The sequence below is a fragment of the Rhizobium sp. PvP014 genome, from assembly GCF_017876855.1.
Classification (GTDB): Bacteria; Pseudomonadota; Alphaproteobacteria; order Rhizobiales; family Rhizobiaceae; genus Neorhizobium; species Neorhizobium soli.
In genome coordinates this window covers 3,272,820-3,297,737 of sequence record NZ_JAGIOT010000002.1, presented here as the reverse complement: position 1 = coordinate 3,297,737, position 24,918 = coordinate 3,272,820, and the positions used below count along the sequence as shown (strand labels likewise).

The following is a 24,918-nucleotide window of genomic DNA, read 5'->3' as shown; positions in this document are numbered from 1 at the left end:
GCCCGCGTTACAGGTGTTTCCAACCTTGAGCGATCGCGACAACGGGAACAGCGGCCAATACATCGTTTAAATCTTAAATAAGCATTCTCCGCTATTTCTGATTGTTCAGAGCGTGCGGAGCATCCCATGGGCTTTTACGGCAACCCCTTCGGCTACGAGTATCAGTTCCCAAACAGGCTTACGCCGTCCCTCGACAAGGACGTCGTCAGCGTGGTTGACACCACCGCGGTTGCCGCGCTTACCGTCAATACAAAGTCGCTGTTCCAGCTGAAACTGCAGGACAACTCGATCCGCTTCGAGTTTACCCAGTATGCCTTGTGGACCTCTGGTTACAAGCCGACTTCAAGCGATACCGCCAGCGCTGTGCACTTCAACGGGCCGGTGTTTACCGATATCAACAACAACCTGTCTCCGATCGTCGGCGTCTCGATCAAGAGCAATATTGCCGGCCTCGACAGCCGGGACGTTTCGTTCGACTACAACAAGATTGCGATCGACTTTACCGGCATCAAGGCGGGTCCGACGTCGTACATCACAGTGTCCGTGACCTTCAATGAACCCAAGATCGGGGGTGACGGCAACGACGTGCTGAACGGATCGCGTTACGCAGACATCATGTCCGGCGGCAAGGGCGACGACAAGCTGATGAGCAGCGCCGGCGCCGACAAGATGGACGGTGGTGCCGGAACCGATACCGTTTCCTACGCCAATGCCACAACCGCAGTGGTTGCCAGCCTCGCCGCGCCGGAGGGCAATACGAACAATGCCAAGGGCGATACCTATACCTCGATCGAAAACCTCATCGGTTCGCAGTATCGCGATGTGCTGACGGGCGACCAGGGCGCGAACGTCCTTTCCGGCGGCCTTTCGAACGATCGCCTGACAGGCGGCGAAGGCGCGGACAGTTTCGTGTTCGACACGCGACTGAACAAGAAGGGCAATGTGGATACGATCACAGATTTCTCCGTCGCGGATGACACGATCTGGCTCGACACGGATATATTCACAAAGGCCGGCACGGTTGGGGATCTCGCATCGGATGCATTCCATAGCGGCACCGCGGCCAGCGACGCATCCGACCGGATCATCTACGACAAGGCGACCGGTCGTCTCTACTACGACGCCGATGGAACCGGGAAATACGGGCAGATGCTGTTTGCCATCGTCGACAAGGGCCTCAACATCACCGCAGCAGACTTCGACATCATCGCCTGACCGTATCCGGCACGAGGGTGCTTACGCCGCCTGCTGGACGAAATGGCCCGGCGAGACCTCGAGATAGGTGCGCTTCGGCGCCACGTAATCGAGCGGCCTCACGGGGCTCTTAATCTCTTCGGACAGTGGCGGCGGCGTCTCACCGCGGCGTGAGGGGTCGGGAACCGGCACGGCCGAGATCAGCCGGCGGGTATAGGCGTGCTGCGGATTGTCGAAAATCGCCGCACGCGGCCCGATCTCCACGATCTCTCCAAGGAACATGACAGCGACCCGGTGGCTCATGCGCTCCACGACCGCCATGTCGTGGGAGATGAACAGATAGGCCAGACCGTGCTTTTCCTGAAGCTCGAGCAGCAGGTTGGAGACCTGCGCCTTGACCGTGACGTCGAGGGCCGAAACTGCTTCGTCGGCGACGATAAATTTCGGCTCCAGCGCGAGCGCGCGCGCAATCGAGATGCGCTGGCGCTGACCGCCGGAGAATTCATGCGGATGGCGATCGGCCATTGCCGCCGAGAGCCCGACCTGTTCCAACAGTTCTGACACACGCGCCTTGGCCTCGCGCTTGCCCATCATTTTATGCGCAAGGATCGGTTCTGCAATCGCCGAACCGACGGTGATGCGCGGATTGAGCGAGGCAAACGGATCCTGAAAGATCATCTGCGAATTGCGACGCATGGTGCGCAGATCGCGCGTGCCGGCCTTTGTCACATCCTGGCCGTCGATGACGATCGAGCCGGCGGATGGATTGAGCAGACGAATGATTGCGCGTCCGGTCGTCGACTTGCCGCAACCGGATTCACCGACCAGCGACAGTGTTTCACCGGAGCGCAGATCGAAGGATACGTCTTCCACGGCATGGACGCGACCATTGGGCAGGTCGAAACGGACCGCAAGATTCTCGACCTTGAGGATTGGTGCGACGGACTGGGAAACCGGTTTCATCTCGCGGCCTTCGGTCGCTACTCCCGTCGCGGGATCGACCTCGGGGAAGCGCTTGGGCGCCACGCACGCGCCCATCGCGCCGAGGCGCGGGATCGAGGCGAGCAGCGACTTCGTGTAGATCGCTTTCGGGCTTGCGAAGATCTCGGTGGTCGGACCGGTCTCGATCATGTCGCCGCGGAACATCACGACCGTGCGGTCGGCGATTTCGGCCACCACGCCCATGTCGTGGGTGATGAACAGCACGCCCATGTTTTCCTCGCGCTGCAACTCGCGCAGCAGGTGGAGGATCTCGGCCTGGATCGTCACATCGAGTGCCGTCGTCGGTTCGTCGGCTATCAGCAGTTTCGGACGGCAGGCAAGTGCCATGGCAATCATCACGCGCTGGCGCATGCCGCCGGAGAACTTGTGCGGATATTCGTGCAGCCGCGCCTTGGCGGCCGGGATGCGCACCCGCTCCATCAGCCGCACGGTTTCAGCTTCGGCTTGGCCCCACGACAGGCCGCGATGCAGAACCAGCGCTTCGGCAATCTGGTTGCCGATGGTGAAAACCGGGTTGAGCGAGGTCATCGGCTCCTGGAAGATCATGCCGATCGACCCGCCGCGGACCTTGCGCATTTCGGATTCACTTGCGGCAAGCAGATCCTTGCCGTCGAGCAGGATCCTGCCCTCGGTGCGCGAGCGTCCGGGCGGCAGGAGCCGCATGGTGGAAAGCGCCGTGACGCTTTTGCCGGAGCCGCTTTCACCCACGATCGCCACCGTCTCACCGGCATCGACGGACAGGCTGATGTTGCGGATGACGGCCTTCCATCCTTCCGGCGTCTTGAAGGAGGTCGTCAGGTTTTCGATCGACAGAACAGGCGGGGTCGTTTTTACTGTGTCGGTCATGATCAGCTTTCCTTCGCCAGCCGTGGATCGACGAGATCGCGCAGGCCATCGCCCAGCAATTGCAGGGAGAGAACCGAAAACACGATGGCGAGGCCTGGAAACACCATTAGCCACGGAGCGTTGTTCATGTATTCGCGCCCTGACGCGAGCATCGTGCCCCAGGTCGGCATGTCAGTGGAAACACCGACGCCGAGGAAAGAGAGGCTCGCTTCCGCCAGCATCGCCGAGGCGAACACGAAAGTTGCCTGCACGAGGATGGGCGATGCGAGGTTGAGGAGAACGTGGCGGAGCAGGATCTGCCATGTGGGCAGACCCATGGCCACAGCTGCCTCGATATAGGGCAGTTCGCGCAACACCAGCGTCGAGCCGCGGATGATGCGGGCAAGACGCGGCGCGTAGGTGATGCCGAGCGCCAGGATGACGGTCGTGAGCGACGGACCGAGTGCCGCGACGAGCGCGATCGCGAGCAGGATATCGGGAAACGACATCATCGCATCGAGGAGGCGCGAAATCGGCGCGTCGAGCTTGCGGAAGAAGCCGGCAGCGACACCCAGAATGACCCCGAGAACCGTGGAAATGGCGACCACGCCGAGGCTGACCATCAGCGAGATGCGGCCTGCGAAGATGGCGCGCGAAAAGATGTCGCGGCCGAATTCGTCCGTGCCGAAGAAATTCGCCATCGACGGCGGCTTCAGCTTGTTGACGATCGACAGCTTGTTTGGCGCGTAAGGGGCGACCCAGGGCGCAAGCAGTGCAGCTGCAACGACGACCACGAGAATGATGGCGCCTGCCAGCATCGCGCGGTTTCCGAACAGGCGGCGAAGGCTTGACGCGAAGGGCATGGAGACGGAGGCCATGGTGTTCATAGGCGCACCCGCGGATCAACGATGATGTAGAGCATGTCGACGATGAAGTTGATGAGAACGTAGATGGCGGCAACGACGAGCAACGCGCCCTGGATGACCGGATAATCACGCCGCAACACGGCCGAGACGACGAGGTTGCCGACGCCGGGAAGGCCGAACACGGTTTCCGTCACGACAGCACCCGCGACCAGCATGGCGACCGACAGGCCGATGACGGTGATGATGGGGATCAGCGCGTTCTTCAAGGCGTGCTTGAGGATAACGCGGCCCTCGCCCGCTCCCTTGGCGCGTGCCGTGCGGACGTAATCGTCGCCGAGAACGTCCAGCATTGCGGCGCGCGTGAAGCGTGTGATGAGCGCCGAGTTGACGACGCCGAGTGCCACGGCCGGCAGGACGAGGTGATGCAGCCGCTCGAAGAACGGCGTACCCGGACCGCCATAGCCGGAAGCCGGGAACCAGCCCTGCCCGACCGCGAAGATCTGGATCAGCATCAGCCCGAGCCAGAAGCTCGGCACGCTTGCCGCAACCATGGTCAGCGTCACCACGATCTGGTCGAAGATCGTGCCGCGCTTGACGGCCGAGAGAATGCCGACGGGAAGCGCGATGGCAACCGCGATCAGGATCGAGAACAGCGTGAGGAAAAAGGTTGGCTCCGCACGCGCGGCAAGTGCAGTCGTGACCGGCTGGTTCAAGAAGATGGACTGACCGAGATCGCCTTTCAGAATGCCCAGCACGAACTGGCCGTACTGGACGAGCATGGGCGCATCGAGGCCCATGCGGGTGCGCAGCTGCGCGATGTCTTCCGGGGTCGCATCCGACCCCAGCATGACAGCGGCAGGATCGCCAGGCGTCACGCGAACGATGATGAAGACCACCGTCACGACGAGGGCGAGCACGATGGCCATGCCCCCCAGCCGTTTCAAAAGTGCCTGTGCGATCCTTGCCATAGCCAGTCCCTAGTTATCCAGCTTACTTCTTCGGGCTCACGTTCCAGAAATGCGGCCAGTAGGTCGGCTCATAACCGGAAACGCCGTTGGCGAGACCCGAAACACCATTGAAGTTGCCGACCTTGTAGAGCGGCGCATCGTCGTAGATGACCGTCTGGATTGCGTCCCATGCGGTCTTCTTGGCGTCGTCGGTCGTGGCGTCCATGTAGGTCGCAACGGCCTTGGTCTTCTGGTCGGAGACGTACCAGCCCGGATAGGTGTCGGTGATCGTGTTGATCGTCGTCGGATCGCCCGGGAAGTTGGAGTGGGTGATGAAGATGTCCCACTGCTTGGCGTCGGCGCGACGGGTCGTCAGCGTCGCCCAGTCGACCACCTGCAGATCGACCTTGAAGCCTGCGGCTTCCAGATAGGCCTTGGCGACTTCGCCGATCTTGTAGTGGAATTCATACTGGCGGCTGGTCATCAGGCGCAGCGGCTGGCCATCGTAACCGGCAGCCTTGAGCAGCTTGGCAGCTGCTTCCGGATCGCCTTCGCCGTAACGGGCAACGCCCGCTTCGGTGTGCCAGACGGAGCCTTCCGGGAAGATCGAGGCATCGACGCTGAAGAAGCGGTCATCGGAGAAGGCGGCGAGCATCATGTCGGATGCATTGAGCGCTGCCTGAACGGCCTGACGGAGTTCCTTCTTAACCAGAAGGCCTTCCTTCATGTTCATGTTCATCGATGCCCAGCCGGCATTCTTGAAGATGACGGGCTTGGCATTGCTGCTCTTTTCGACGCGCTCATAGGCGCTGACCGGGAGCGAGTCGGCGAAATCGAACTGGCCGGAAATCAGGCCTTCGACGCGGGTATTGGCGTCTGGAACCGGCACGAAGCGGATTTCCTTGGCGATCGCCTCGCGCTTGCCGGCATAGTTGCTCGGCGTGCCCTCGGGCGATTTGTAGCCGTCGAAGCGGACGAGCTGGGTGTACTGGTCGGGCTTGCGTTCCTTCAGCGAATAAGGACCCGTGCCGACGAATTCGGTCAGCGTATCGGCGATCTTTTCGGACGGCAGGATGACAGACGCCTGAGACAGGGTCGCGAGCAGCGGCGCATACCGCGACTTCAGCTTGATGACGACGGCATGGTCGCCATCTTCCGCGATGCTTTCGACGACGCCGGCAACCTGCTTGCCCTTGGAATTGATCGTCATCCAGCGCTTCAGCGACGCCGTGACGTCCTTGGAATCGAAGTCGCTGCCGTCGTGGAACTTGACGCCTTCGCGCAGCGGGATCTTGTAGGTGAGGCCATCTTCCGAAAGCGTCGGCATGGCGGCGGCCAGAAGCGGCACGGACTTCCACTCGGCGTCGTAGGTGTAGAGCGTTTCGAAAATGTGCTGGTCGATCGTCAGCACGATATCGGTCGGCGTCTGCATCACGTCGAGCGACGGCGGCTCGCCGATCGTTGCAACCGTCAGCACGCCGTCGCCTGCCTGGGCATTCGCCTTTGTCAGCGCGAGGCTGCTGGTGCCGGCCAAAGCCGCCAGCGTCATGAGAACAAGTGCACTCTTTTTCATTGTCATCCCCTTGTTGTCTTCAGTGGTCAAATCCCGGCCGGCTTTCCTGTCCGGTCGAAAATTCAGGCATCCAGTCCCAGCGGATCCGCGACGCGCGGCCATATTTCGAGGCTCGCTTTGCGATACGGCGTCGTTGTGGGATTGGTCGGGTAACAGGTCGGCGCGGCGATATAGACGATCTCGGAGGAGACCGGCTGGAAGCCCGCGTGAAAATGGTTGGTCGACTTGACGAGCAGATAGGATTTGGCCGCAAATTCGATGCCCTGATTGGCAAAGATGTCGGGCTCGTAGGTCTGGGTGCGGCTGGTGATCAGCACGATATCGATATGGGTACCGACCGGGCGCACGACGGCGGTGCTGCCCAGTGTAACGCGGCTGTTGCGAAAGCTCTGCCAGCCCGCATCGAACACGCTTTGCACCGTGACGCGCAGATCGAGCGGTTCACCGCCTTCCGGACCGGATTTTCCACCAATGCGCAGGCTGAGTTCCGCGCCCTCTCCTGCCGCCTGGCAGAAGGTGACGGCAATCGGATCCCAGATGGTCGCAACGGCGAAATCATCCATGCCGCGCTCCATCATCCGGCGCAGGATGAAGGTCGCATCACCCGCCACGCCGCCGCCGGGATTGTCCCAGACATCGGCGATCGTCACCGGCAATCCGGGATTTTCTGTGCGGATCGACACGGCCTTGTCGAGGCCGGCTTCCGTATCGAGCATGGGCATCGCGGTCTGCCGGCGCAGGCTGTAGAGCTCGCGCCCCAGGGAGGCCGCAAGCGCATCGCCCTTGGCCTTGTCGTTGTCGGTCACGACGACGATGCGGGTGCCCATGTCGGGCAGGTCGCCGGCCATGAAGCCGTGAATGACCGAGGCAGATAGAATGCCGTCCTTGCCTTCCATCGCTTGCATGCGATCGACGAAGGAGCGCATCGGCTCGCGGCTGGTCGGGAAGATCGTGATCATCCGGCAGTCGAATGTGGAGATGACCGGCTTGATCTTGCCCTTCAAGGCCTGCAGCGCCAGCTCGACCACGTGTTCACCGCGCTGTTCGAAATCCGTATGGGGGAATTCGAGGAAGGCAGCCATGATATCGAGATTGGCGACGCGTAGCGCCGTCAGGTGACTGTGCGGATCAAATTCGGCGGCAACCAGAACATCCGGCCCGACGATCTGCCGGACACGCTCCAGAAAATCACCTTCCGGATCGTCATAGCCCTGCGCGGCCATTGCACCGTGAAGACCGAGCACGACGCCATCGACGGGAAGCGCTTCCGTCAGTTCGGAGAGGATCAGGTCGCGCAGCGCCTCATAGGTCTGGCGCTGGATCAGGCCGGCGGGCTCTGCCCAGCAGGACGTGCCCTCGATCACGGTAAAACCTTCCGCCCTGCCGCGGCGGCGCAGGATCGGCACGACGGACGAGCACAGCGTCGGCGTATCCGGATGCTCGCCCGGCCCGGCGAAGAACGCCGCCTTGAAGGCGTTCATATCCGTCGGAACGGGAGAGAATGTGTTGGTCTCGGTCGCCAGGGAGGCGGTGAAGATGCGCATATGTCTTATCCGGATAGGTCCGACGGCATCAGGCTCCCATCACGGTCACCGAGCGCCAGCACCCCTATTGCTTGAATTTTGTCGATGGCCGGAGCAGGCATGCCACGCTCCGGAAAACCTCAGTCCCGTTTCTCGTTCAGTTCGCCCATTCACCATTTTGGTGTAATTTATTTTCTTCATAATGCGTCAAACCCGACTGAAGTCAACGAATTTCCAGAACTCGCACCAATTTGTGTAATTTATTTTCTACAGATCTGAATTCGGGGAAATTTTCACCTTCATGGCATTTCGCGCTGCGAACATGAAAAAGGGCGCCCGAAACAGGCGCCCGATTTTCATTCGCTCGGAGGAAATCGATCCGTCAGCTACCAGACGGTGCCGCGGGCATCGACGTTTTCGACCCGGGTGACGATGCCGTCGCGGTGAAACACCATCCGGTCGAACAGGTTGGTGACGACGCAGGTGTGGTTCGGCACGACCTTTACGATCTGGCCGATCTCCGCAAATGGGGTTGCACAGGCCGACAGATCGACCACCGCATGTTCTTCGGACAACGATACGATCCGCGCACCCTCGAAGCCGACGAGTGAACCGTAGTCGGAAAAGCCGAGCAGATCGGAGGTCAGGGCCTTCGAGCCGCAATCGAGCACTGCCCGGTCGGGCGCAGGCTTCGACACGACCGTTGCCAGGATATGCATGGCGAGATCATCGGGCGTGCAATGACCGGCGCGCACCATGCTGCGGTCGTTATAAACATAGGTTCCCGCCCGATGTTCGGTGGCGGAGGGCACCAGATGTGCCGAAAAGAGATCCGGCGAACCGCCGCTGGACCGCACCGGGCATTCGATGCCCTTTTCCGACAGAAGCGACATGGTGGTCGCCATGAACTCCTCGACGGCCTCTGCGCCACCGATGGCCGGGTAGGTCATGATGCCGCCGAAGCGCAGGCCCGGCGCCGCTGCAATCTTTTCGGCGAGAGCCACCGCCTGTTCCGGCGTCTGCACGCCGCAGCGTTTTGCGCCCGTATCGCATTCGATCAGGACGGTCAGCGGGCGATCGGCATCGAACGTTGAAGACAGGCCCGACACGGTCGTTTCACTATCTGCGACGACGGCAAGCTTTGACACGCGCGCATTCAGCGCCTTCAGCCGCGCAAGTTTCACCGGTCCGAGAATGTTGTAGGTGATCAGGATGTCGTCGAAACCGGCATCGGCGAACACTTCAGCCTCGGTGACCTTCTGGCAGTTGAGGCCGACGGCGCCGGCTTCGATCTGCTGGCGGGCGACGGCTGCGATCTTGTGGGTCTTGATATGCGGGCGGAACGCCTTGCCCTGCGCATCGCAGTAGGCCTGTACCTGCGCAATATTGGCGGCGAGCCGATCCTCGTCGATCACAGGCATCGGCGTTGCGATCTGATCGAGCGGCGTGCCGGGTTCAGGCCAGGGATAGTTCATGATGTAAACCTCTGTGGGCATGGCTGGTTTCGTTGATGCTTGCCCGCTTTGTGCTATCAGGGCAAGAACTGGTGAAATTCATTTTCACGATCGTGACGTGCTTCGTTTGTGCGACCAGTTTCGAGGAAGATACCTGATGGACCTGTTTCACGCGCTTTCCGATGAAGACGGCAGGCTCTCGAGCCTGGAGACGAAACTGGCGCAGTTTGCGCTCGCCAATGTCGATTTCGTGGTCAATTCTTCAATCAGTGATCTGGCCGAGCGTGCCGGGGTTTCGCCGCCGACCGTGACAAGGTTCTGCCGCCGACTGGGCTGCCAAGGCTATTCCGACTTCAAGGTTCAGCTGGCCAAGATGGCCTATGTCGGTTTGCGCTATCTGAAACCGGAAGCGCCGACCGCGACGGTGGAAGAGGTTGCCCAGGACATCATCTCGAAAGCCCAGAACGCGCTTTTCGATTTGCATCGGCAGCTCGACCTTGGCGCAATCGAGAAAGCCGCGCAGATGCTGCGCGGTGCCGACTTCATCCAGGCCTTCGGTGCCAGCGGCAATTCCGCGATGGTCGTCAACGAGCTGCACAATCGCCTCTTTCGTCTCGGCTGCCGCATCAATGCATCGAACGACCACAACATGAACCTGATGATCTCGGCAGCAGCCCAGCCCGGCACGGTCGTGTTCGGGTCGTCCTATACCGGCCGCGACATGGGCCTCGTCCAATGCCTCAAGCTGCTCCGCCAACACGGCATTCCCACCATCGTGATGACGCAGCGGGGTTCGCCTGTCTCCGATGCGGCCGACCTGACGATCGCCATCGACATGCAGGAGGGCAAGAACATCTTCCGCCCCACCTCGACCCGCTTTGCCTATCTCGCTGCGATCGACATCCTCGCCAACATGGTCGCCTATGCCGACCGCAACATTGCGCTCAAGGCGCTGCGCAGCATCAAGGAAGAACTGGTGCGCAACCGCGACGGCGACGACCGCCAGCTTCTCGGCGACTGACGGTCGTCATTGACACAATCAGTCGATCGGCTTGTAGGCGATCACGTCCATCTCGACCTTGGCATCGACCATCAGCGGCGACTGGACCGTCGAGCGTGCTGGCGGATGATCGATGAAATGCTTCTGGAACACCGCATTGAAGCTGGAGAAGTCACGGGCATCGTCGAGCCAGACATTGACCTTCACGACATCGGCCAGCGTGCAGCCCGCAAGCGCAAGCACGTCCTTGATGTTCGCAACGACCTGTTCGGTCTGGGCCACGATGCCACCGGTCACCACTTCGCCATCCACCGTCGGCACCTGGCCGGACACATAGACGAAATCGCCGGCGCGCACGGCCTTGGCGAATGGACGTCGCTGGCCGCCCGCCTGTGCGTCGGCCGCAGCGAGACGTTCGATTTTCTTGTGGCTCACGATGCTCTCCGTAATTTATTTTCACCGACCGCGAATCTAGCACTGCCTGGATGCGAATTTCCAGCACCTCGGGGGAATACGAGAAAATTATTTACGGTAGTTAAAACGGCTCGGATATCAGCGACGCCTTGCCGACGACGCGCGCGAACCGGTCGGCGCCGTCGTATGGCGCTTCTCCAAGCGCTTCTCGACGACATGTGCCGGCTCCGGCCGGCCAAAGGCAAAACCTTGCAGCAGGTCAACGCCAAGACTTGCCAGCACGTCCGCATGGCCGAGCGTTTCGACTCCCTCGGCGACGACTTCCATGTCCAGCGTCCGGGCGATATCGACCAGTGCGGCGACCAGGCGCTGCTGGGGCAGGCCATCCAGCATGGGCAGGATGAGCTGCCGATCGATCTTGACGCGGTCCGGGCGAAGCTTGATCAACCCGAGCAGTGAGGCATGGCCCGAACCGAGATCGTCGATCTCGATTTCGATCCCAAGCGACCGGATGGCATCGATATTGGCTCTGATCTCCGGTGTGAGCTCATCGAGGAAGATCGTCTCGACCAGTTCGAAACTCACCTGGCCTGCCGGGATATCGAGACGCTTGAGCTTTTCCTCCAAATCAGGATCGGAGAGGCGGGAGGCCGACATGTTGACGGACACGCGCGGCAGAGCAAATCCCTCGGCTTGCCATCGCCTCAAGTCGGCAAGGACAAGGCGCAGCATGATTTCGTCGATTTCGTCGATCAACCCGTTCGTCACCGCCGTCGGCAGAAATGCGCCGGGCGGTTTCAGCTCTTCTCCATGTTTCCACCGCACAAGCGCTTCGAGGCCCTTGATAGCGCGGGTCCGGGCATCGACCTGTACCTGGTAGAACGGCACGAAATTGCCGTTGGTGATGGCGCTGCGCAGCTCGTAGAGGATGTGTTTTTCGGCGATCGATGCGGCTGCCATGGCGGGCGAGAACCATTCGGCGCGGTTGCGTCCGTTTCTCTTGGCCTCATAGAGCGCGAGATCGGAACAGGCGAGCAGTCCGGTGACATCCGACGCCGAGGTTTGCGCCACGCCCATCGAACAGGTGACAACGACATTCTTGCCGTTGAGAAGAACGGGTGATTGTAGCTCGGCGCGGATTTCGGCGACGATCTTCTCCATCGCGTTGAGGCCGCGGTCCATCGAAACGATGGCGAATTCGTCACCCCCCAGCCGCGCCACGATATCTCCCGGGCGGCTTGCCTGCTTCAGGATCGACGCGACATGGGCGATGACCACATCTCCACAGGCGTGGCCATATCGGTCGTTGATTTCCTTAAAGTTATCGACGTCGAGATGGCACAGCGACACGAAGTCCAGCTCACCCCGTTTTGCAAGGCTGGCACATATCGCGTCGAAGCTGCGGCGGTTGAGAAGTCCGGTCAGGTGGTCGTGGTCAGCAGCATAGCGCGCTTCGGCGCGGCTCTGGTCTGCGGCTTCCCGCTCTTCCGCCAGTTGATGGCTTCGCATCACATCGTCGGTGACATCCCATTCCGCGCCGACGAAGCATGGCTCGCCATTCCCGTCGATGAAGAACTTTGCGCGTGAGCGAAGGTGGCGAATGGAACCATCCTGGCGGATGATCCTGAACTGCGACGCATAGTCTTCGCGGTTTTCGATTGCCTTTTCGAAGTGCGCATTGGCGGCATCTCGGTCGTCTGGGTGGACGCATTCGAGCCACACCACATCCGTCGGACCCTTCGGGACACCGTAGAGTTCCTGTAGCTGCTCATCCCACCGGGTCTGGTTCTTGCGCAGATTGTGCTGCCAGATGCCGATGCCGGAAGCCTCCAAAGCAACATTCAACTGGCGCAGGAGGTCGTCCAGTTCGTTGTTCGTCCAGATGCGTTTGTTTTCCATGGCTTGCTCTGCCGACATCGGTGGCGACGACAATAACAGCCATTACTTAGCGAATACTAAAACAATGTGCACGTGTTATTATGAGGGAGCTCTACCCTTTAAACACCGGCGATCCGCGTCAGCGAGATAGCTCAGGCCGTTCGCGACCGCCGAGCAACGCCGATTCGGCGATCAACCGAACATCGGGAACTTGGAACGTATGTTTTCGATGTAATACTGTCCTGGCGACCGGGACCCTGCCAATTGCTGGAACACCTGCACGGGTACCGTCTCGAATTCGCGAATTTGCCCGTTTTTCATGAACAGCCGGAGACGCTCCGCACCTTCATCATAAGCAGCAGCATCGAAGAGAGATGAGTTTAGCTCTGCTTGCATAATCGCACTCCTTGAACGGAGACAATAATGCAGTGCAGCATAAAAATTGCAAGAAAATTTAAGCTTAATTAAGTAATCGAGATGCTCACGCTCTCTTCGTTGCTTTCACATGAAATTCGGAGGAACTAGCAATTTCCGAGCCCTCCTTTTGAGGCTGATCCCGATCCACCTCAAAACAATCCAGGCAGCTTGGCGGTCGTCTCATGGTCGCCTGAGGCCTCGAAATCAGAGAGGCGAACGAATTCTGCGCCTCTGTTTTTCAGATCAACCAGTGCACGAGCGACCCCCTCGCCGGCGGCATGAGTCGGCTGGTTGATGTGTGAAATCACCACATCGCCATCCTTGGCAGCAGCAATCCGTTTTTCGGCAGCCGCGGCGCCGAGGAGCGAGCCATCATCGCCGTTCAGCGAATAGCCGGCGATCTTGAAACCCATGGCCCGGATCTCCCGGATGGCCGAGAGATCATATTTTGCCGTCGCGCCGCGAAACCAGTGCGGTCTCGGAAGACCGGCTGCAAGCATGGCGTCGGCTCCTCTCCCCACCTCGCGGCCGACAGCTTCAGGCGAGCCTGCGGCCGGTATGCCATAGATCGCGATCGGAATATCGACTGCGGGAATGTGATTCTCGCCGTGATTTTCCAGCTCGAAGAGATCGCTGTTTTCACGCAGAACAGCGACGGTTTCCGGATTGTGCTTCAGCCAACGTGACGTGACGAAGATCGTTGCGGGAATTCTTTCACGAACCAGCGTGGTCAGAATACGCTCGTCGGCCTTGCCCATGCAGGCATCGAAGGTAAGGGCAACACGGATGTGTTTCGCATTTCCCGCAGGCGCCACCGTCAGACGCGGCTCGACCAGTTTCTGAACCGCCAGAGCGTCTGCTTTCGCCAAAGGCGCAAGACAGCAAAGGAGGATAGCGGCGGTGGACAAGAGGCGCATGGTCAGTTTCCGCAGGATCGGGTTGTTCCAGGATCCCGCTTTTAATTCTCTGCACGCCATTCGACCATGCGCATTCTCACGTATCAGCAATGCGGCCGCATCACTGCATCATGCTTGCGCTCAGAAGCTCGCCGACGCGAGCCGGGTGCGGATCGCACGGATGCTTTCCGGACGGCGATCGCCCAGTTCCCGTTCCCAGCGGATTGCGGTTTCGACGATCAGGTCGAGATCGTCGTGGCGCGGGGTCCATTCAAGAAGGCGCCGGGCGAGCGTCGCATTGGCGACGACGCTCGCTGCATCGCCCGGGCGACGCGGGCCGTAGTTGATGTCGAACCCGCGGGCTCCGGCTTTCTTGACCGCTTCGAGCACTTCCAGCACCGAATAGCCGCGCCCATAACCGCAATTGGCGATCAGAGGTTCGCCGCCACGACGCAGATAGCTCAGTGCCTTCAAGTGCGCTTCGACCAGATCGGTCACATGGATGTAATCGCGCACACCGGTACCATCGGCTGTCGGATAATCGGTGCCATAGACATCGACGCCGCGGCGCTTGCCGAGAGCCGCCTCGCAGGCAATCTTGATGAGATGCGTCGCACCTTCCGTGGAAAGACCGGTGCGCCCAAGCGGATCAGCACCGGCGACGTTGAAGTAGCGCAGCGCGACGAAGCGGAAATCATGGGCTGCAGCCGCATCGCGCAGCATCAGTTCGGACATCAGCTTGGATTGACCGTAGGGGTTTTTCGGCAGCGTCGGCGCGCTTTCCAGAACCGGCGTGTCATCCTTCTGATCGCCGTAGACGGCGGCGGTGGAAGAGAAGACAAAATGCTTGATGCCCGCTTCGACGGCGGCTGCCGCCAGGAAGCGGGTCTTGCCGGTATTGTTTTCGTAATAATCCAGCGGATGCGCGACCGATTGCGGCACGACGATCGAGCCTGCGAAATGCAGGATGGCGTCGATGTCATTTTCAGCAAAGATCTGCTTCAGGATGATGGAATCGCCGACATCACCCAGATAGAAGCGCGCCTCGTCCGGAACCGCCCAGCGAAAGCCTGTCGACAGCCGGTCGAGCACGACGACATCCTCGCCAGCGTCGAGCAGCGCCCAGACCATGTGACTTCCGATATACCCTGCACCACCCGTGACCAGAACAGCCATTTTCTCGCCCCTGCTTTTTTCTTTCGCAGAGAGAAACACGGCCGTTCTTCAGCAAACCTTACCACCGGGCGGGGCCGCCGGGTTTAACGCGGAACACGGAAAACACGGCGTTCAGGCGATCGATAAAATTTTACAGACCGCCCTCTTTGCGGTGATGGAGCGGGGTTAGAGGCGCTTGATATAGTCCGCCAACCGACCGGCGGCTTCTTCGACATGGGCCGAATTGCGCAGAAAACAGGCCCGCAGAAACAGTTCGCCACCCTCTCCGAAGGCAGAACCGGGCGCCAGCGCCACGCCGATCTTGTCGACGATGTCCATTGCCGTCAGGCGGCTGTCGGTTACGCCATCCACCTTCAGGAAGGCGTAGATCGCGCCATCCGGTTTCAGCGTCTGCACGCGGTTGGTGGCGATCAGCGCATCGCAGAGGATATCGCGGCCGGCGACGGCGCGGGCCACGTTCTCGTTGACGAAGCCATCGCCTTCGTTCAGCGCCACGACCGCGCCGCGCTGCATGAACTGGGCAACGCCCGAATTGGAATACTGGATGAGGTTTTCGATCACCTGCCCCATTTCCGGCGGGGCCACCAGCCAGCCCATGCGCCAGCCGGTCATCGACCAATTCTTGGAGAAGGAGTTTGCGAAGATGATCCGATCGCCCTCTTCCATGATGTCGAGGAAGGACGGAGCCCTTGCCGCACCACCGTAGTAGTAACGGGCATAGATCTCGTCGGCGATGATCCAGATCCCATGTTTGCGGGCGAGCGTCAGAATGTCTCGGAGATCATCAAGCGTTGCCGTCCAGCCGGTCGGGTTGGCGGGCGTATTGATGAAAAGGCCACGTGTCTTTGGTGTGATCGCAGCGTCCAGCGTGTCGAGATCGAGAGACCAGCCGCCGCCGGTAAAGGCAAGCGGCAGGCCGATGGCGGAAGCGCCGGAAATCTCGATCGCGGAGATGATGTTCGGCCAGGTCGGCGAGAGGTAGATCAGTTCATCGCCCGGCGAGGCGATCGCCTGCACGGCCATCATGATCGCGTGCATGCCGGAGCCGGTGACATAGAAATGCTCTGACGACAGCGTCTTTGAAAAATGCCGCGTGTAATAGTCTGACAGTGCCTGGCGCAGTTCGGGAATGCCGCGCTGCCAGGTATAGAAGGTCTCACCGCCCAGAAGCGCGCTCGATGCCGCCTGATTGATGAAATCCGGGCTCGGCAGGTCGCCCTCGCCTGCCCACAGCGGGATCAGGTCGCGGCGGCCACCGGCGCGGGCGTGATTGATGATCTCGACAATACCGCTTTCGGGAGTGGAGACGGCGCGCGGGCTGAGACTTGCAATGATCGACATGGTTCCTGAACATTTCCCTATGCTTTCATTCTGTTTAGCGCAGAGAACTCGGAAAATCCCATGACAATCCGTGGATCGGCGATCGTTTTTCTTGATGGATCGCCGATCTGTTGACGCGGTTGGATTACCGGATCGGGTTACCCGTCTTCAGAAGATCGCGGATTTCCGAAAGCAACTGGATATCGGCCGGCGGCGGGGCCGGTGTGGCGTCCGCAGGCTTCTTTTCTTCCATGGCGCGGAGCTTGTTCACGCCCTTGACCATGAGGAAGATGATGAAGGCGAGGATGAGAAAGTTGATCGCGACCGTGATGAAGCTGCCATAGGCGAAGACCGCGCCCTGCTTGCGGGCTTCTTCCAGCGAGGGCGCTGTGACCGCGCTCGACAGCGCCACGAAGTAGTTGGAAAAGTCGAACCCACCGCCTGTCACGGCACCTACGACCGGCATGACGAGATCGTTGACCAGTGATGTGACGATGCCGGTAAAGGCGCCGCCGATGATGATGCCGACGGCGAGATCGACGACATTGCCCTTGGCGATAAAGGAACGGAATTCGGAAACAACGGACATAGCATTACCCCTGCTGCTCGGGTTGTTGATCCGCCCCAACATAGTGCATCACCACTTGCTGAAAAGGTGAAAAAGACAGAGACTTAAAGATGACCAGGCATTGGACTTTTTGCCAATGCCGCGGCGATTTGCAAACCCTTGCTTTTGACCTAATCTCATCCGCGTCGCGGCATTGCGGGGAGGAGACATGCTTTCGGGCTGGGTGATCATCGTCGCCGCTTTCGCCTATATTCTGCTGCTGTTTGCGGTCGCAAGTTATGGCGACCGGAGAAGCCGCGTCGTGGGCGTGCCGAAGATCGGCCGGCCCGTGGTCTATGCGCTCAGCCTGGCGATCTACTGCACCTCGTGGACCTATTTCGGTGGCGTGGGTCTGGCTTCCCGTCGCGGGATTGAATTCCTCGGCATCTATATCGGCCCGATCCTGATGCTGACATTGGGCATGCCGCTGATCCGACGCATCGTCGAACTCGCGAAAGCCGAGAAACTGACCTCCGTCGCCGACTTCGTCGCTGCCCGCTATGGCAAGAACTCGACCGTGGCGATGATCGTCGCCATCATCGCGCTGGTGGCCTCCGTGCCCTATATCGCGTTGCAACTCAAAGCCGTGTCGAGTTCGGTCGCCGTGATGGTCAATCCCTCCGACTACGGGATTGGCAGCGGCAACCTGCATTTCATCGATCTGGCCCTGATCGTGACACTGCTGATGGCCGGTTTCGCCGTCATGTTCGGCACACGCCATACGGATGCGACGGAGCATCAGGACGGTCTGATCCTGGCAGTGGCGATGGAATCCGTCGTCAAGGTCTTTGCTTTTGCAACCGTTGGGCTGACGGTGCTGTTCGTGCTGTTCGACGGTCCTGCAGACCTGATGGCCAAGGCTGCCGACAACCTCCTGATCACCTCGGCACTGTCCTACGAAACGCCCCTCAGCCGCTGGCTGATTTTGATACTTCTCTCGGCCTTCGCCATCCTGCTTCTGCCTCGGCAGTTCCATGTGACGGTCGTGGAAAACCGCACGGATCGGGAACGCAAGGTCGCTTCGTTTCTGCTGCCGATCTATCTCGTCGCGATCAACCTGTTCGTGCTGCCGGTGGCGATTGCCGGACTGGTCACGTTCGGTGGAACCGGCAATGCCGACCTCTACATTCTCACGCTTCCGCTCCACGGCAATCTGCCGGTCGTGACGCTGATCACCTTCATCGGCGGCTTTTCCGCCGCAACCGCGATGGTGATCGTCGAATCCGTCGCACTGTCGATCATGGTGTCGAACGACATCATCATTCCTGTCTTCCTGCGCCGCAAGCTGATGGCGGCACGCTCGGCGCATGGGGGTCGTGCCGATTTCACCCGTGCACTTCTCAATATCCGACGGCTCGCGATCTTCGCCGTGCTGCTTCTCGGCTACGGCTATTACCGGATGGCGGACACCCAGTCGGGTCTTGCCTCGATCGGCCTTCTGGCGTTTGCGGCGATCGCGCAGGTGGCGCCCGCGCTGTTCGGCGGGCTGATCTGGCGGAGGGCGAATGCCCGAGGCGCAATCCTTGGCATGTGCCTCGGGTTTGCGGCCTGGGCCTATCTGTTGTTCGTGCCGAGCCTCGGCGGACCGGACAATTCCCACATCGCCGCGGCCGTGCTGAATTTCCTGATCCCCGGCACCGGCATATTCTCCGGTCCCGAAACCGATCCGCTCGTCAACGCGACGATCTTCAGTCTGGCGCTCAACATGCTGGCCTTCGTGCTCGGCTCTCTGTCACGCAATCCACGACCGGTGGAGCGTTTGCAGGCCGGAATTTTCGTCAAACGGCATCTGCGCTCGGAATTCGCGACCCGCGGCTGGAAGACCCGTGTCAGCGTGGGAGACCTCAAGGCGACGATAGCCCGCTATCTCGGCGAGGAGCGCATGCAGCGTTCGTTTTCCCACTATGAGCGCACCGCGGGACGCCGGTTCGAGGACGACCAGCCGGCCGATATGGCGCTGGTGCATTTCTCCGAACAGCTGCTGGGAAGCGCGATCGGTTCTTCCTCGGCACGGCTTGTCTTGTCGCTGATCCTGCAGAAGGCCGAGGACGCCAGCGCCGACACCGCCTTCCTGCTCGATCAGGCGAGCGAAGCCCTGCAGTATAATCAGGACATGCTGCAGACGGCGCTTTCGCAGATGGACCAGGGAATTGCCGTGTTCGACAGTGCCGACCGGCTGACGATCTGGAACCGGCGTTTTCGCCATCTTCTCGACCTTCCCGACCAGGTCGGACAGGTCGGATTTCCGCTCTCAGAAATCGTGGCGATGCTTTCGGACCGGGGTGACATTCCTGCAGACGAACAGGCGGATGTGGTCAACAGGTTCAAGACGCTGGATGCGTCGTTCTCGCTTGTCGTTGCAAGCGGCGAGCGGATCATCGAAGTGCGCACCAACCCGATGCCGGATAGCGGCATCGTTGCAACCTTCACCGATATTTCCGACCGTGTTGCGGCGGCAAAGGCGCTGAAACAGGCGAATGAAACGCTCGAACAGCGGGTTACACAGCGCACCTCAGAGCTGACCCGCGTCAACCATGCACTGGGCCAGGCGCGTGCCGAGGCCGAGGAAGCCAATATCGGCAAGACACGTTTCTTTGCCGCTGCCGGCCACGATATCCTGCAACCGCTCAATGCCGCGCGACTGTACTCATCCGCGCTGGTCGAGCGCATGGCGCCTGCCGACCGCAACGGTCCGCTGGTGCGCAACATCGATTCCGCGCTCGAGTCGGTCGAGGCGATCCTTGGGGCGGTACTGGATATTTCGCGGCTCGACACCGGCGCAATGAAGCCGCAGTTTGAAACCATCGTCCTCGACGATCTGTTGCGCCGCATCGCGACCGACTATGAGCCGATGGCGCGCGAGAAGAACCTGACCTTCGTGGTGATGCCGACCTCACTCAGGGTTCGCTCCGACGCCAATCTCCTGCGCCGGCTGGTGCAGAATCTGGTGTCCAACGCGATCAAATACACAATCAGCGGCAAGGTTCTGGTCGGCGCGCGGCGGCATGGCGGGCGAGTATCGATCGAAGTGCACGACTCCGGCATCGGCATTCCGGCAGCGCAGTTCGAGACCGTGTTCAAGGAATTCGCAAGGCTCGACGAAGGGGCGAAAACCGCAACCGGTCTCGGCCTCGGCCTTTCCATCGTCGACCGTATTTCGCGCGTGCTCGACCACCCCGTGCAGCTTGCATCGAGGCCCGGTCGCGGAACCATCTTCAGGGTGGATCTGCCGCTCGACGCATCGGTCGCGCGACCGGCGAAAGCCTCCGAGCGGCCTGAACGGCGCAAACGCTCGCAGCCGCTGACCGGGCTGAGGGTTCTGTGCATCGACAACGAGCCGAAGATTCTGGAGGGGATGGCGCTGTTGATTACGGGTTGGGGTTGCACGGTCAGGGAAGCGCAGTCCATCACGGCGCTGGACGAAATCATCCGTTCGGGTGAGCCGGCGCCGGACATCATTATCGCCGATTATCATCTCGATGACGGCGACGGGATCGCGGCGATCCAGTCGCTGCGTACCGCTTACGAGGCCGATGTTCCGGCCCTGCTCATCACCGCCGATCGGTCCGCGGATGTGCGCAACGAAGCTGAGAAACACGGCATTTCACTGCAGCACAAGCCGGTGCGACCGGCGGCGCTGCGCGCTTACCTCACCCAGATCGCCGGTCTGCGGCGTCTCGCGGCGGAATGACGCAAACTGCTTGAAAAGCTGTTCATCGAATAGTCATCACAGACTGTTTACGGTTGAAATGTCTGAACGTCAGATACAAAGCGAGTGTCGCTCGGAACTCTCCGGCGCGTCGCGACGTTTAGGCGCGTGACTTCCCGGCCCGAAGAGGCCTTACGGACCGAAAGGCACGAGGCCATCGGAACCGGTAGAGACGGAGACCGCGACCGATGAAACGATTCGAGATCATTGACGGGATGCGGGGATATTTCCTTGTATTTATGGTTCTCAACCACCTGATATTTGCCGGTGGCTACTTCCTGGTCAAAATCAACCACAACCAGCTTGCTTTTGTCGAGGATGCGCAGGGCTTCGTGTTCCTGTCCGGTCTGATGATCGGCATGGTCTACGCCCGCAAGATGATGAAAGGCGGATATGCCGCCGGTCGCACTGCGATCTACAGCCGTGCCTTCGAGCTCTATCGCTATGCGATGGGCATCGTGATCGCCGTGCTGGTGGCGCAGATGCTGCTGCCGGGGGCCTATTCGGTCTGGTTCAACTGGCTGGGCTACACCAATTTCGACGATCCGCTGCGTCTCGCTGCGATCGCCACCTTCCTCTACCAGCCGACCTTCATGGACATCCTGCCGCAGTATATCGTCTACATGCTGTTTGCACCGATGCTCATCAAGCTGGTGCTTGATGACAAGTGGCACTACGTGGTCGCCGCCTCGATCATGATGTGGATGGCCGGACAGCTGGGTCTGCATCAGATCGCGACGATCCCGATCAATGAGCTGATCATGGGTTCGGACGATCAGGGCATCCGCGTCTCGTTCAACCTGTTTGGCTGGCAGATCGTGTTCTTCTCGGGCCTCGTGCTCGGTGCGCTGACCTCGTCCGGCAAGATCAACTGGGGCAAGATCCTGTCGCCAGACAACACGTTCATCCCCAAGGTGGCGCTGGTGCTGGTGATGTTCTTCCTGCCGCTGCGCCTGATTACCGCCAACGAGCTGATGCCGGCCTACATGATCGGCAAGTTCGCCTCGATGGAAATCCGCGCCGATTTCGGTCCTGTCTATCTGTTGAACTTCGCTGCCATGAGTCTTCTAGTCACCTGGCTGCTGGTTGCCGGTCCGCAGCACAAGGCAAGCTGGGTGCGTAACATCTCGTCTGCCGTGACATGGGTATTTACCCTGCGGTATCTGCGCCTGCTCGGCCGCCACTCTCTCTATGTCTATGTGTGGCACGTCGCGATCGTCTACTTTGTCTACTATTTCGACGGTCGTACGCCGGAGCTTGGCGAGTGGACAAAAACCGCGATTGCGCTGACCGCCGTCGCCCTCCTGTCGATCCCGGCTCTGTGGCGCGAGCGCGACAAGCTGCTCGGCACTGCGGAACCGGCGCCTGCGAAGACGCTCAAGACGCCGACACCGGCTGCCCAGAGCGTTCCACAGCAGATGATCATCCGGTAGCAGCCACTATCGTTTCGATACAAAAAGGGCGCCCACGAGGCGCCCTTTTTCGTGATCAGATGCTGGCGACGTCAGGCCGCCTGGCTGACTTTCGCATAGGGGTCGAACCGACCGTAGAAGGTCTCGCCCTTCGCCGCCATGTCCATGAGCAGCGGTGTCGGCTTGAAATGGCTGCCATATTGCGCGGCCAGCTTTTCGGCGAGTTCGACAAAGGTCTTCACACCCATGCCGTCGATGTAAGACAGCGTGCCACCCGTATAGGGGGCAAAGCCGAAGCCGAGGATGGAGCCGACATCGGCTTCGCGCGGATCGGTGACGATGCCTTCCTCAACGGTGCGGGCGGCTTCCAGTGCGATCGTCACGAGGAAGCGCTGCTTCAGCACGCTGACGTCGACGTCTCCAGCCGGCTTCTGTGGATAGAACTCCTTCAGGCCGGGCCAGAGCGATTTCTTCGCGGGCTTGGCCGGGTAATCGTAGAAGCCCTTGCCGTTCTTGCGACCGCGGCGGTCGAGCACGTCGACCATCTTGTCGATCAGCGCCATGTGTTCCGGCTTGACCGAGTTGGACCCAAGATCGGCGATCGAGGCCTTCATGATCTTCTGGCTGAGATCGACGGCCACTTCATCGTTGAGAGACAGCGGCCCGACCGGCATGCCGGCCATCTTGGCGGCGTTCTCGATCATCGCTGCCGGCACGCCTTCGGCCAGCATGTCATAGGCTTCGTTGATATAGCGGAAGACGCAGCGGTTGACGAAGAAGCCTCTCGTGTCGTTGACGACGATCGGCGTCTTCTTGATCTTGCCGACAAAATCCAGCGCCATTGCGAGAGCCCTGTCGCCGGTCTTTTCGCCCAGGATCACTTCGGTCAGCATCATCTTTTCGACCGGCGAGAAGAAATGCACGCCGACGAACTGGTCCGGACGCTTGGAGTTTTCGGCAAGGCCCGAGATCGGCAGGGTGGAGGTGTTCGACGCGAAGATCGTGGTTTCCGGAATGACGGCTTCGACCGCCTCGATCACGGCCTTCTTGACGTTGCGGTCTTCGAACACTGCCTCGATGACGAGATCGGCATCTGCAAGTGTCGAATAGTCCGGCGTGGCGGTGACGAGCGAGAGGAGCTTTTCGCCCTCCTCCTTCGTCAGGCGACCCTTGGCGACGCTGTCGGATACCAGCTTTTCGGAGACGGCCTTGCCCTTGTCAGCTGCTTCCTGGCTCTGGTCGATCAGCACGACGGGAATGCCGGCGGCAGCGGTCACATAAGCGATCGAGGCACCCATGAAGCCCGCGCCGACCACGCCGACCTTCTTGAACTCGCTTTTTGGAACACCAGCCGGACGGCGGGCGCCCTTGCCCAGTTCCTGCATCGAGATGAACAGCGAGCGGATCATCGAGAAGGCTTCGGTCGTGCCGAGGATCTGCGTGAAATAGCGCTGCTCAACCTTGAGCGCCGTATCGAAGGGCAGCTGAAGCCCCTCATAGACGCATTTGAGGATGGCGAGCGCGCCCGGATAGTTGCCTGCCGTCTCACGGCGCAGGATGGCGGGAGCCGCCGGGAAGAGCTGGGCAGCCTGTGGCGTCCAGACCCCGCCGCCGGGTGCCTTGAAGCCCTTTTCGTCCCACGGAGCGACGGGCTTCAAACCATCCTTGATCATCTGCTTTGCAGCGGTCACGAGCTGATCGGGTTCGACGACCTGATGCACGAGACCCATCGCCTTGGCGCGTTGCGGAGTCAGCGTCTGACCGGTCGTCATCATTTGCAGGGCGGACTGGGCATCTGTCAGGCGCGAGACGCGCTGCGTTCCCCCGGCGCCCGGAAAGATGCCGACCTTGACTTCAGGCAGCGCAAGCTTGACCGACTTGGAATTGGCGACGACGCGCCCGTGGCAGGCCAGCGACAGCTCGAGAGCGCCGCCCATGCAGGTGCCGTTGATGGCCGATACCCAGGGCTTGCCATTGGTTTCGATGGCGCGGAACAGCCAGGTCATTTGCCCTGCAACCTCGAACAGCTTCTGCTTGGCGGTGGCAGGGTCCTGTGCGGTCGCTTCCTGCAGCATGGAGAACATGCCGCGGATCATGGTGAGGTCGGCACCGCCGGAAAACGAGGATTTGCCGCTGGTAAAGACGACGCCCTTGATGGCGGCATCCGCGACGGTTGCCTTCAGGATCGCGTCGAGTTCTTCCAACACCTCGGCGGTAAAGACGTTCATCGACTTGCCCGGCATGTCCCAGGTGACGACAGCAATCCCGTCCGCGTCGGTTTCGATGGTGAAGTTGGTGTAGGTCATTGGGTTCCTCCCCTATCAGGCCGACAAATGGCTGCGCTGGGTTTCCAACGTCCTGGTCTTTTCGACCACGACATCGCCGGTGTGCTTCGTCTCGGACGGCTCGAACAAGAGTATCCAGCACTCATCGGCCGCGACCGGATTGTGCTCGACGCCCTTTGGAACGACATGGAAGTCGCCTGCCTTCATATGGACATGCGGCCGGTCCCGATATTCGATCGTGAGTTCGCCCTTCCAGATGAGGAACAGTTCGTCCTCGTCGCGATGCGAATGCCAGGTCAGATGATCCTTGACCTTGGCGACCTTCACGCTCTGTCCGTTGAGATCGGCAATGACGCGTGGAGACCAGTGGTCGTCAACATGCGCAAACTCATCTTCGATTGTACCCGTATTGAAGCTCAC

At 60.5% G+C, this 24,918-nt stretch carries 19 protein-coding genes; 4 read left to right on the top strand and 15 right to left on the bottom strand.

What is annotated here, in order from left to right; genetic code table 11:
* Positions 1-126 precede the first annotated feature (126 nt).
* Entirely contained in the window at positions 127-1,215 is a 1,089-nt protein-coding gene (locus tag J3A65_RS20490) for a calcium-binding protein (protein ID WP_192078216.1), read from the top strand.
* A gap of 21 nt (positions 1,216-1,236) precedes the next feature.
* On the opposite strand, the gene J3A65_RS20485 is transcribed toward J3A65_RS20490, so the two are convergent.
* From J3A65_RS20485 to J3A65_RS20460, 6 genes are all read right to left on the bottom strand, one after another.
* Positions 1,237-3,042, bottom strand: a complete 1,806-nt coding sequence (locus J3A65_RS20485; RefSeq protein ID WP_209903113.1) for an ABC transporter ATP-binding protein — start codon at positions 3,040-3,042, stop codon at positions 1,237-1,239.
* A gap of 2 nt (positions 3,043-3,044) precedes the next feature.
* On the bottom strand, positions 3,045-3,908 hold the full coding sequence (locus tag J3A65_RS20480; protein WP_062579007.1) for an ABC transporter permease: 864 nt from the start codon (positions 3,906-3,908) through the stop codon (positions 3,045-3,047).
* Positions 3,905-4,846: an ABC transporter permease gene (locus J3A65_RS20475; RefSeq protein ID WP_162759435.1), complete on the bottom strand. Its 942-nt coding sequence runs from the start codon at positions 4,844-4,846 to the stop codon at positions 3,905-3,907. The genes J3A65_RS20480 and J3A65_RS20475 overlap by 4 nt, the downstream gene beginning before the upstream one ends.
* A 31-nt stretch (positions 4,847-4,877) precedes the next feature.
* A complete protein-coding gene (locus J3A65_RS20470) occupies positions 4,878-6,407 on the bottom strand; it encodes an ABC transporter substrate-binding protein (RefSeq protein WP_209903111.1) in 1,530 nt (509 codons plus the stop codon).
* Between the two features lie 62 nt (positions 6,408-6,469).
* The gene (locus tag J3A65_RS20465; protein WP_209903108.1) at positions 6,470-7,951 is read right to left on the bottom strand and encodes a M81 family metallopeptidase; all 1,482 of its coding nucleotides are present in this window, start codon (positions 7,949-7,951) and stop codon (positions 6,470-6,472) included.
* A gap of 365 nt (positions 7,952-8,316) precedes the next feature.
* Positions 8,317-9,405: a D-TA family PLP-dependent enzyme gene (locus J3A65_RS20460; RefSeq protein ID WP_209903652.1), complete on the bottom strand. Its 1,089-nt coding sequence runs from the start codon at positions 9,403-9,405 to the stop codon at positions 8,317-8,319.
* A 136-nt stretch (positions 9,406-9,541) separates the two neighbouring features.
* Between J3A65_RS20460 and J3A65_RS20455 the strand changes: the two genes are divergently transcribed.
* Positions 9,542-10,405, top strand: coding sequence for a MurR/RpiR family transcriptional regulator (locus J3A65_RS20455; RefSeq protein WP_062579003.1), 864 nt, complete (start codon positions 9,542-9,544; stop codon positions 10,403-10,405).
* Between the two features lie 18 nt (positions 10,406-10,423).
* Here J3A65_RS20455 and J3A65_RS20450 read toward each other — a convergent pair whose 3' ends face one another.
* From J3A65_RS20450 to mscL, 7 genes are all read right to left on the bottom strand, one after another.
* Positions 10,424-10,819 carry a RidA family protein gene (locus J3A65_RS20450; RefSeq protein ID WP_192087554.1) on the bottom strand — a complete coding sequence of 132 codons (396 nt, stop codon included), beginning with the start codon at positions 10,817-10,819 and terminating at the stop codon, positions 10,424-10,426.
* Between the two features lie 117 nt (positions 10,820-10,936).
* Positions 10,937-12,697, bottom strand: a complete 1,761-nt coding sequence (locus J3A65_RS20445) for a GGDEF domain-containing phosphodiesterase (RefSeq protein ID WP_162237961.1) — start codon at positions 12,695-12,697, stop codon at positions 10,937-10,939.
* A 171-nt stretch (positions 12,698-12,868) separates the two neighbouring features.
* Positions 12,869-13,072, bottom strand: a complete 204-nt coding sequence (locus J3A65_RS20440; protein ID WP_062579001.1) for a KTSC domain-containing protein — start codon at positions 13,070-13,072, stop codon at positions 12,869-12,871.
* Between the two features lie 170 nt (positions 13,073-13,242).
* Positions 13,243-14,010, bottom strand: coding sequence for a polysaccharide deacetylase family protein (locus tag J3A65_RS20435; protein ID WP_209903106.1), 768 nt, complete (start codon positions 14,008-14,010; stop codon positions 13,243-13,245).
* Positions 14,011-14,130: 120 nt separating this feature from the next.
* Positions 14,131-15,165 (bottom strand): UDP-glucose 4-epimerase GalE, encoded by a 1,035-nt coding sequence (gene galE, locus J3A65_RS20430; protein ID WP_062453878.1) that lies wholly within the window; start codon positions 15,163-15,165, stop codon positions 14,131-14,133.
* 165 nt (positions 15,166-15,330) lie between these two features.
* Positions 15,331-16,506, bottom strand: a complete 1,176-nt coding sequence (locus tag J3A65_RS20425) for a pyridoxal phosphate-dependent aminotransferase (RefSeq protein WP_062578998.1) — start codon at positions 16,504-16,506, stop codon at positions 15,331-15,333.
* Between the two features lie 124 nt (positions 16,507-16,630).
* The gene (gene mscL / locus J3A65_RS20420; protein WP_062578996.1) at positions 16,631-17,074 is read right to left on the bottom strand and encodes a large conductance mechanosensitive channel protein MscL; all 444 of its coding nucleotides are present in this window, start codon (positions 17,072-17,074) and stop codon (positions 16,631-16,633) included.
* A gap of 187 nt (positions 17,075-17,261) precedes the next feature.
* Here mscL and J3A65_RS20415 point away from each other — a divergent pair, with 187 nt between their 5' ends.
* Together J3A65_RS20415 and opgC are read left to right on the top strand one after the other, a co-directional pair.
* Positions 17,262-20,783 (top strand): PAS domain-containing hybrid sensor histidine kinase/response regulator, encoded by a 3,522-nt coding sequence (locus J3A65_RS20415; protein WP_209903104.1) that lies wholly within the window; start codon positions 17,262-17,264, stop codon positions 20,781-20,783.
* 206 nt (positions 20,784-20,989) lie between these two features.
* Positions 20,990-22,234: an OpgC domain-containing protein gene (opgC, locus tag J3A65_RS20410; RefSeq protein WP_209903101.1), complete on the top strand. Its 1,245-nt coding sequence runs from the start codon at positions 20,990-20,992 to the stop codon at positions 22,232-22,234.
* Between the two features lie 71 nt (positions 22,235-22,305).
* Here opgC and J3A65_RS20405 read toward each other — a convergent pair whose 3' ends face one another.
* A complete protein-coding gene (locus J3A65_RS20405; RefSeq protein ID WP_209903099.1) occupies positions 22,306-24,519 on the bottom strand; it encodes a 3-hydroxyacyl-CoA dehydrogenase NAD-binding domain-containing protein in 2,214 nt (737 codons plus the stop codon).
* 15 nt (positions 24,520-24,534) lie between these two features.
* A complete protein-coding gene (locus J3A65_RS20400) occupies positions 24,535-24,918 on the bottom strand; it encodes a cupin domain-containing protein (protein ID WP_062453884.1) in 384 nt (127 codons plus the stop codon).

Coding starts and splice junctions, on each gene's coding strand:
- J3A65_RS20490 (WP_192078216.1), top strand. CDS start 127: ATGGGCTTTTACGGCAACCCCTTCGGCTACGAGTATCAGTTCCCAAAC.
- J3A65_RS20485 (WP_209903113.1), bottom strand. CDS start 3,042: ATGACCGACACAGTAAAAACGACCCCGCCTGTTCTGTCGATCGAAAAC.
- J3A65_RS20480 (WP_062579007.1), bottom strand. CDS start 3,908: ATGAACACCATGGCCTCCGTCTCCATGCCCTTCGCGTCAAGCCTTCGC.
- J3A65_RS20470 (WP_209903111.1), bottom strand. CDS start 6,407: ATGAAAAAGAGTGCACTTGTTCTCATGACGCTGGCGGCTTTGGCCGGC.
- J3A65_RS20465 (WP_209903108.1), bottom strand. CDS start 7,951: ATGCGCATCTTCACCGCCTCCCTGGCGACCGAGACCAACACATTCTCT.
- J3A65_RS20460 (WP_209903652.1), bottom strand. CDS start 9,405: ATGAACTATCCCTGGCCTGAACCCGGCACGCCGCTCGATCAGATCGCA.
- J3A65_RS20455 (WP_062579003.1), top strand. CDS start 9,542: ATGGACCTGTTTCACGCGCTTTCCGATGAAGACGGCAGGCTCTCGAGC.
- J3A65_RS20445 (WP_162237961.1), bottom strand. CDS start 12,697: ATGGAAAACAAACGCATCTGGACGAACAACGAACTGGACGACCTCCTG.
- J3A65_RS20440 (WP_062579001.1), bottom strand. CDS start 13,072: ATGCAAGCAGAGCTAAACTCATCTCTCTTCGATGCTGCTGCTTATGAT.
- J3A65_RS20435 (WP_209903106.1), bottom strand. CDS start 14,010: ATGCGCCTCTTGTCCACCGCCGCTATCCTCCTTTGCTGTCTTGCGCCT.
- galE (WP_062453878.1), bottom strand. CDS start 15,165: ATGGCTGTTCTGGTCACGGGTGGTGCAGGGTATATCGGAAGTCACATG.
- J3A65_RS20425 (WP_062578998.1), bottom strand. CDS start 16,506: ATGTCGATCATTGCAAGTCTCAGCCCGCGCGCCGTCTCCACTCCCGAA.
- mscL (WP_062578996.1), bottom strand. CDS start 17,074: ATGTCCGTTGTTTCCGAATTCCGTTCCTTTATCGCCAAGGGCAATGTC.
- J3A65_RS20415 (WP_209903104.1), top strand. CDS start 17,262: ATGCTTTCGGGCTGGGTGATCATCGTCGCCGCTTTCGCCTATATTCTG.
- opgC (WP_209903101.1), top strand. CDS start 20,990: ATGAAACGATTCGAGATCATTGACGGGATGCGGGGATATTTCCTTGTA.
- J3A65_RS20405 (WP_209903099.1), bottom strand. CDS start 24,519: ATGACCTACACCAACTTCACCATCGAAACCGACGCGGACGGGATTGCT.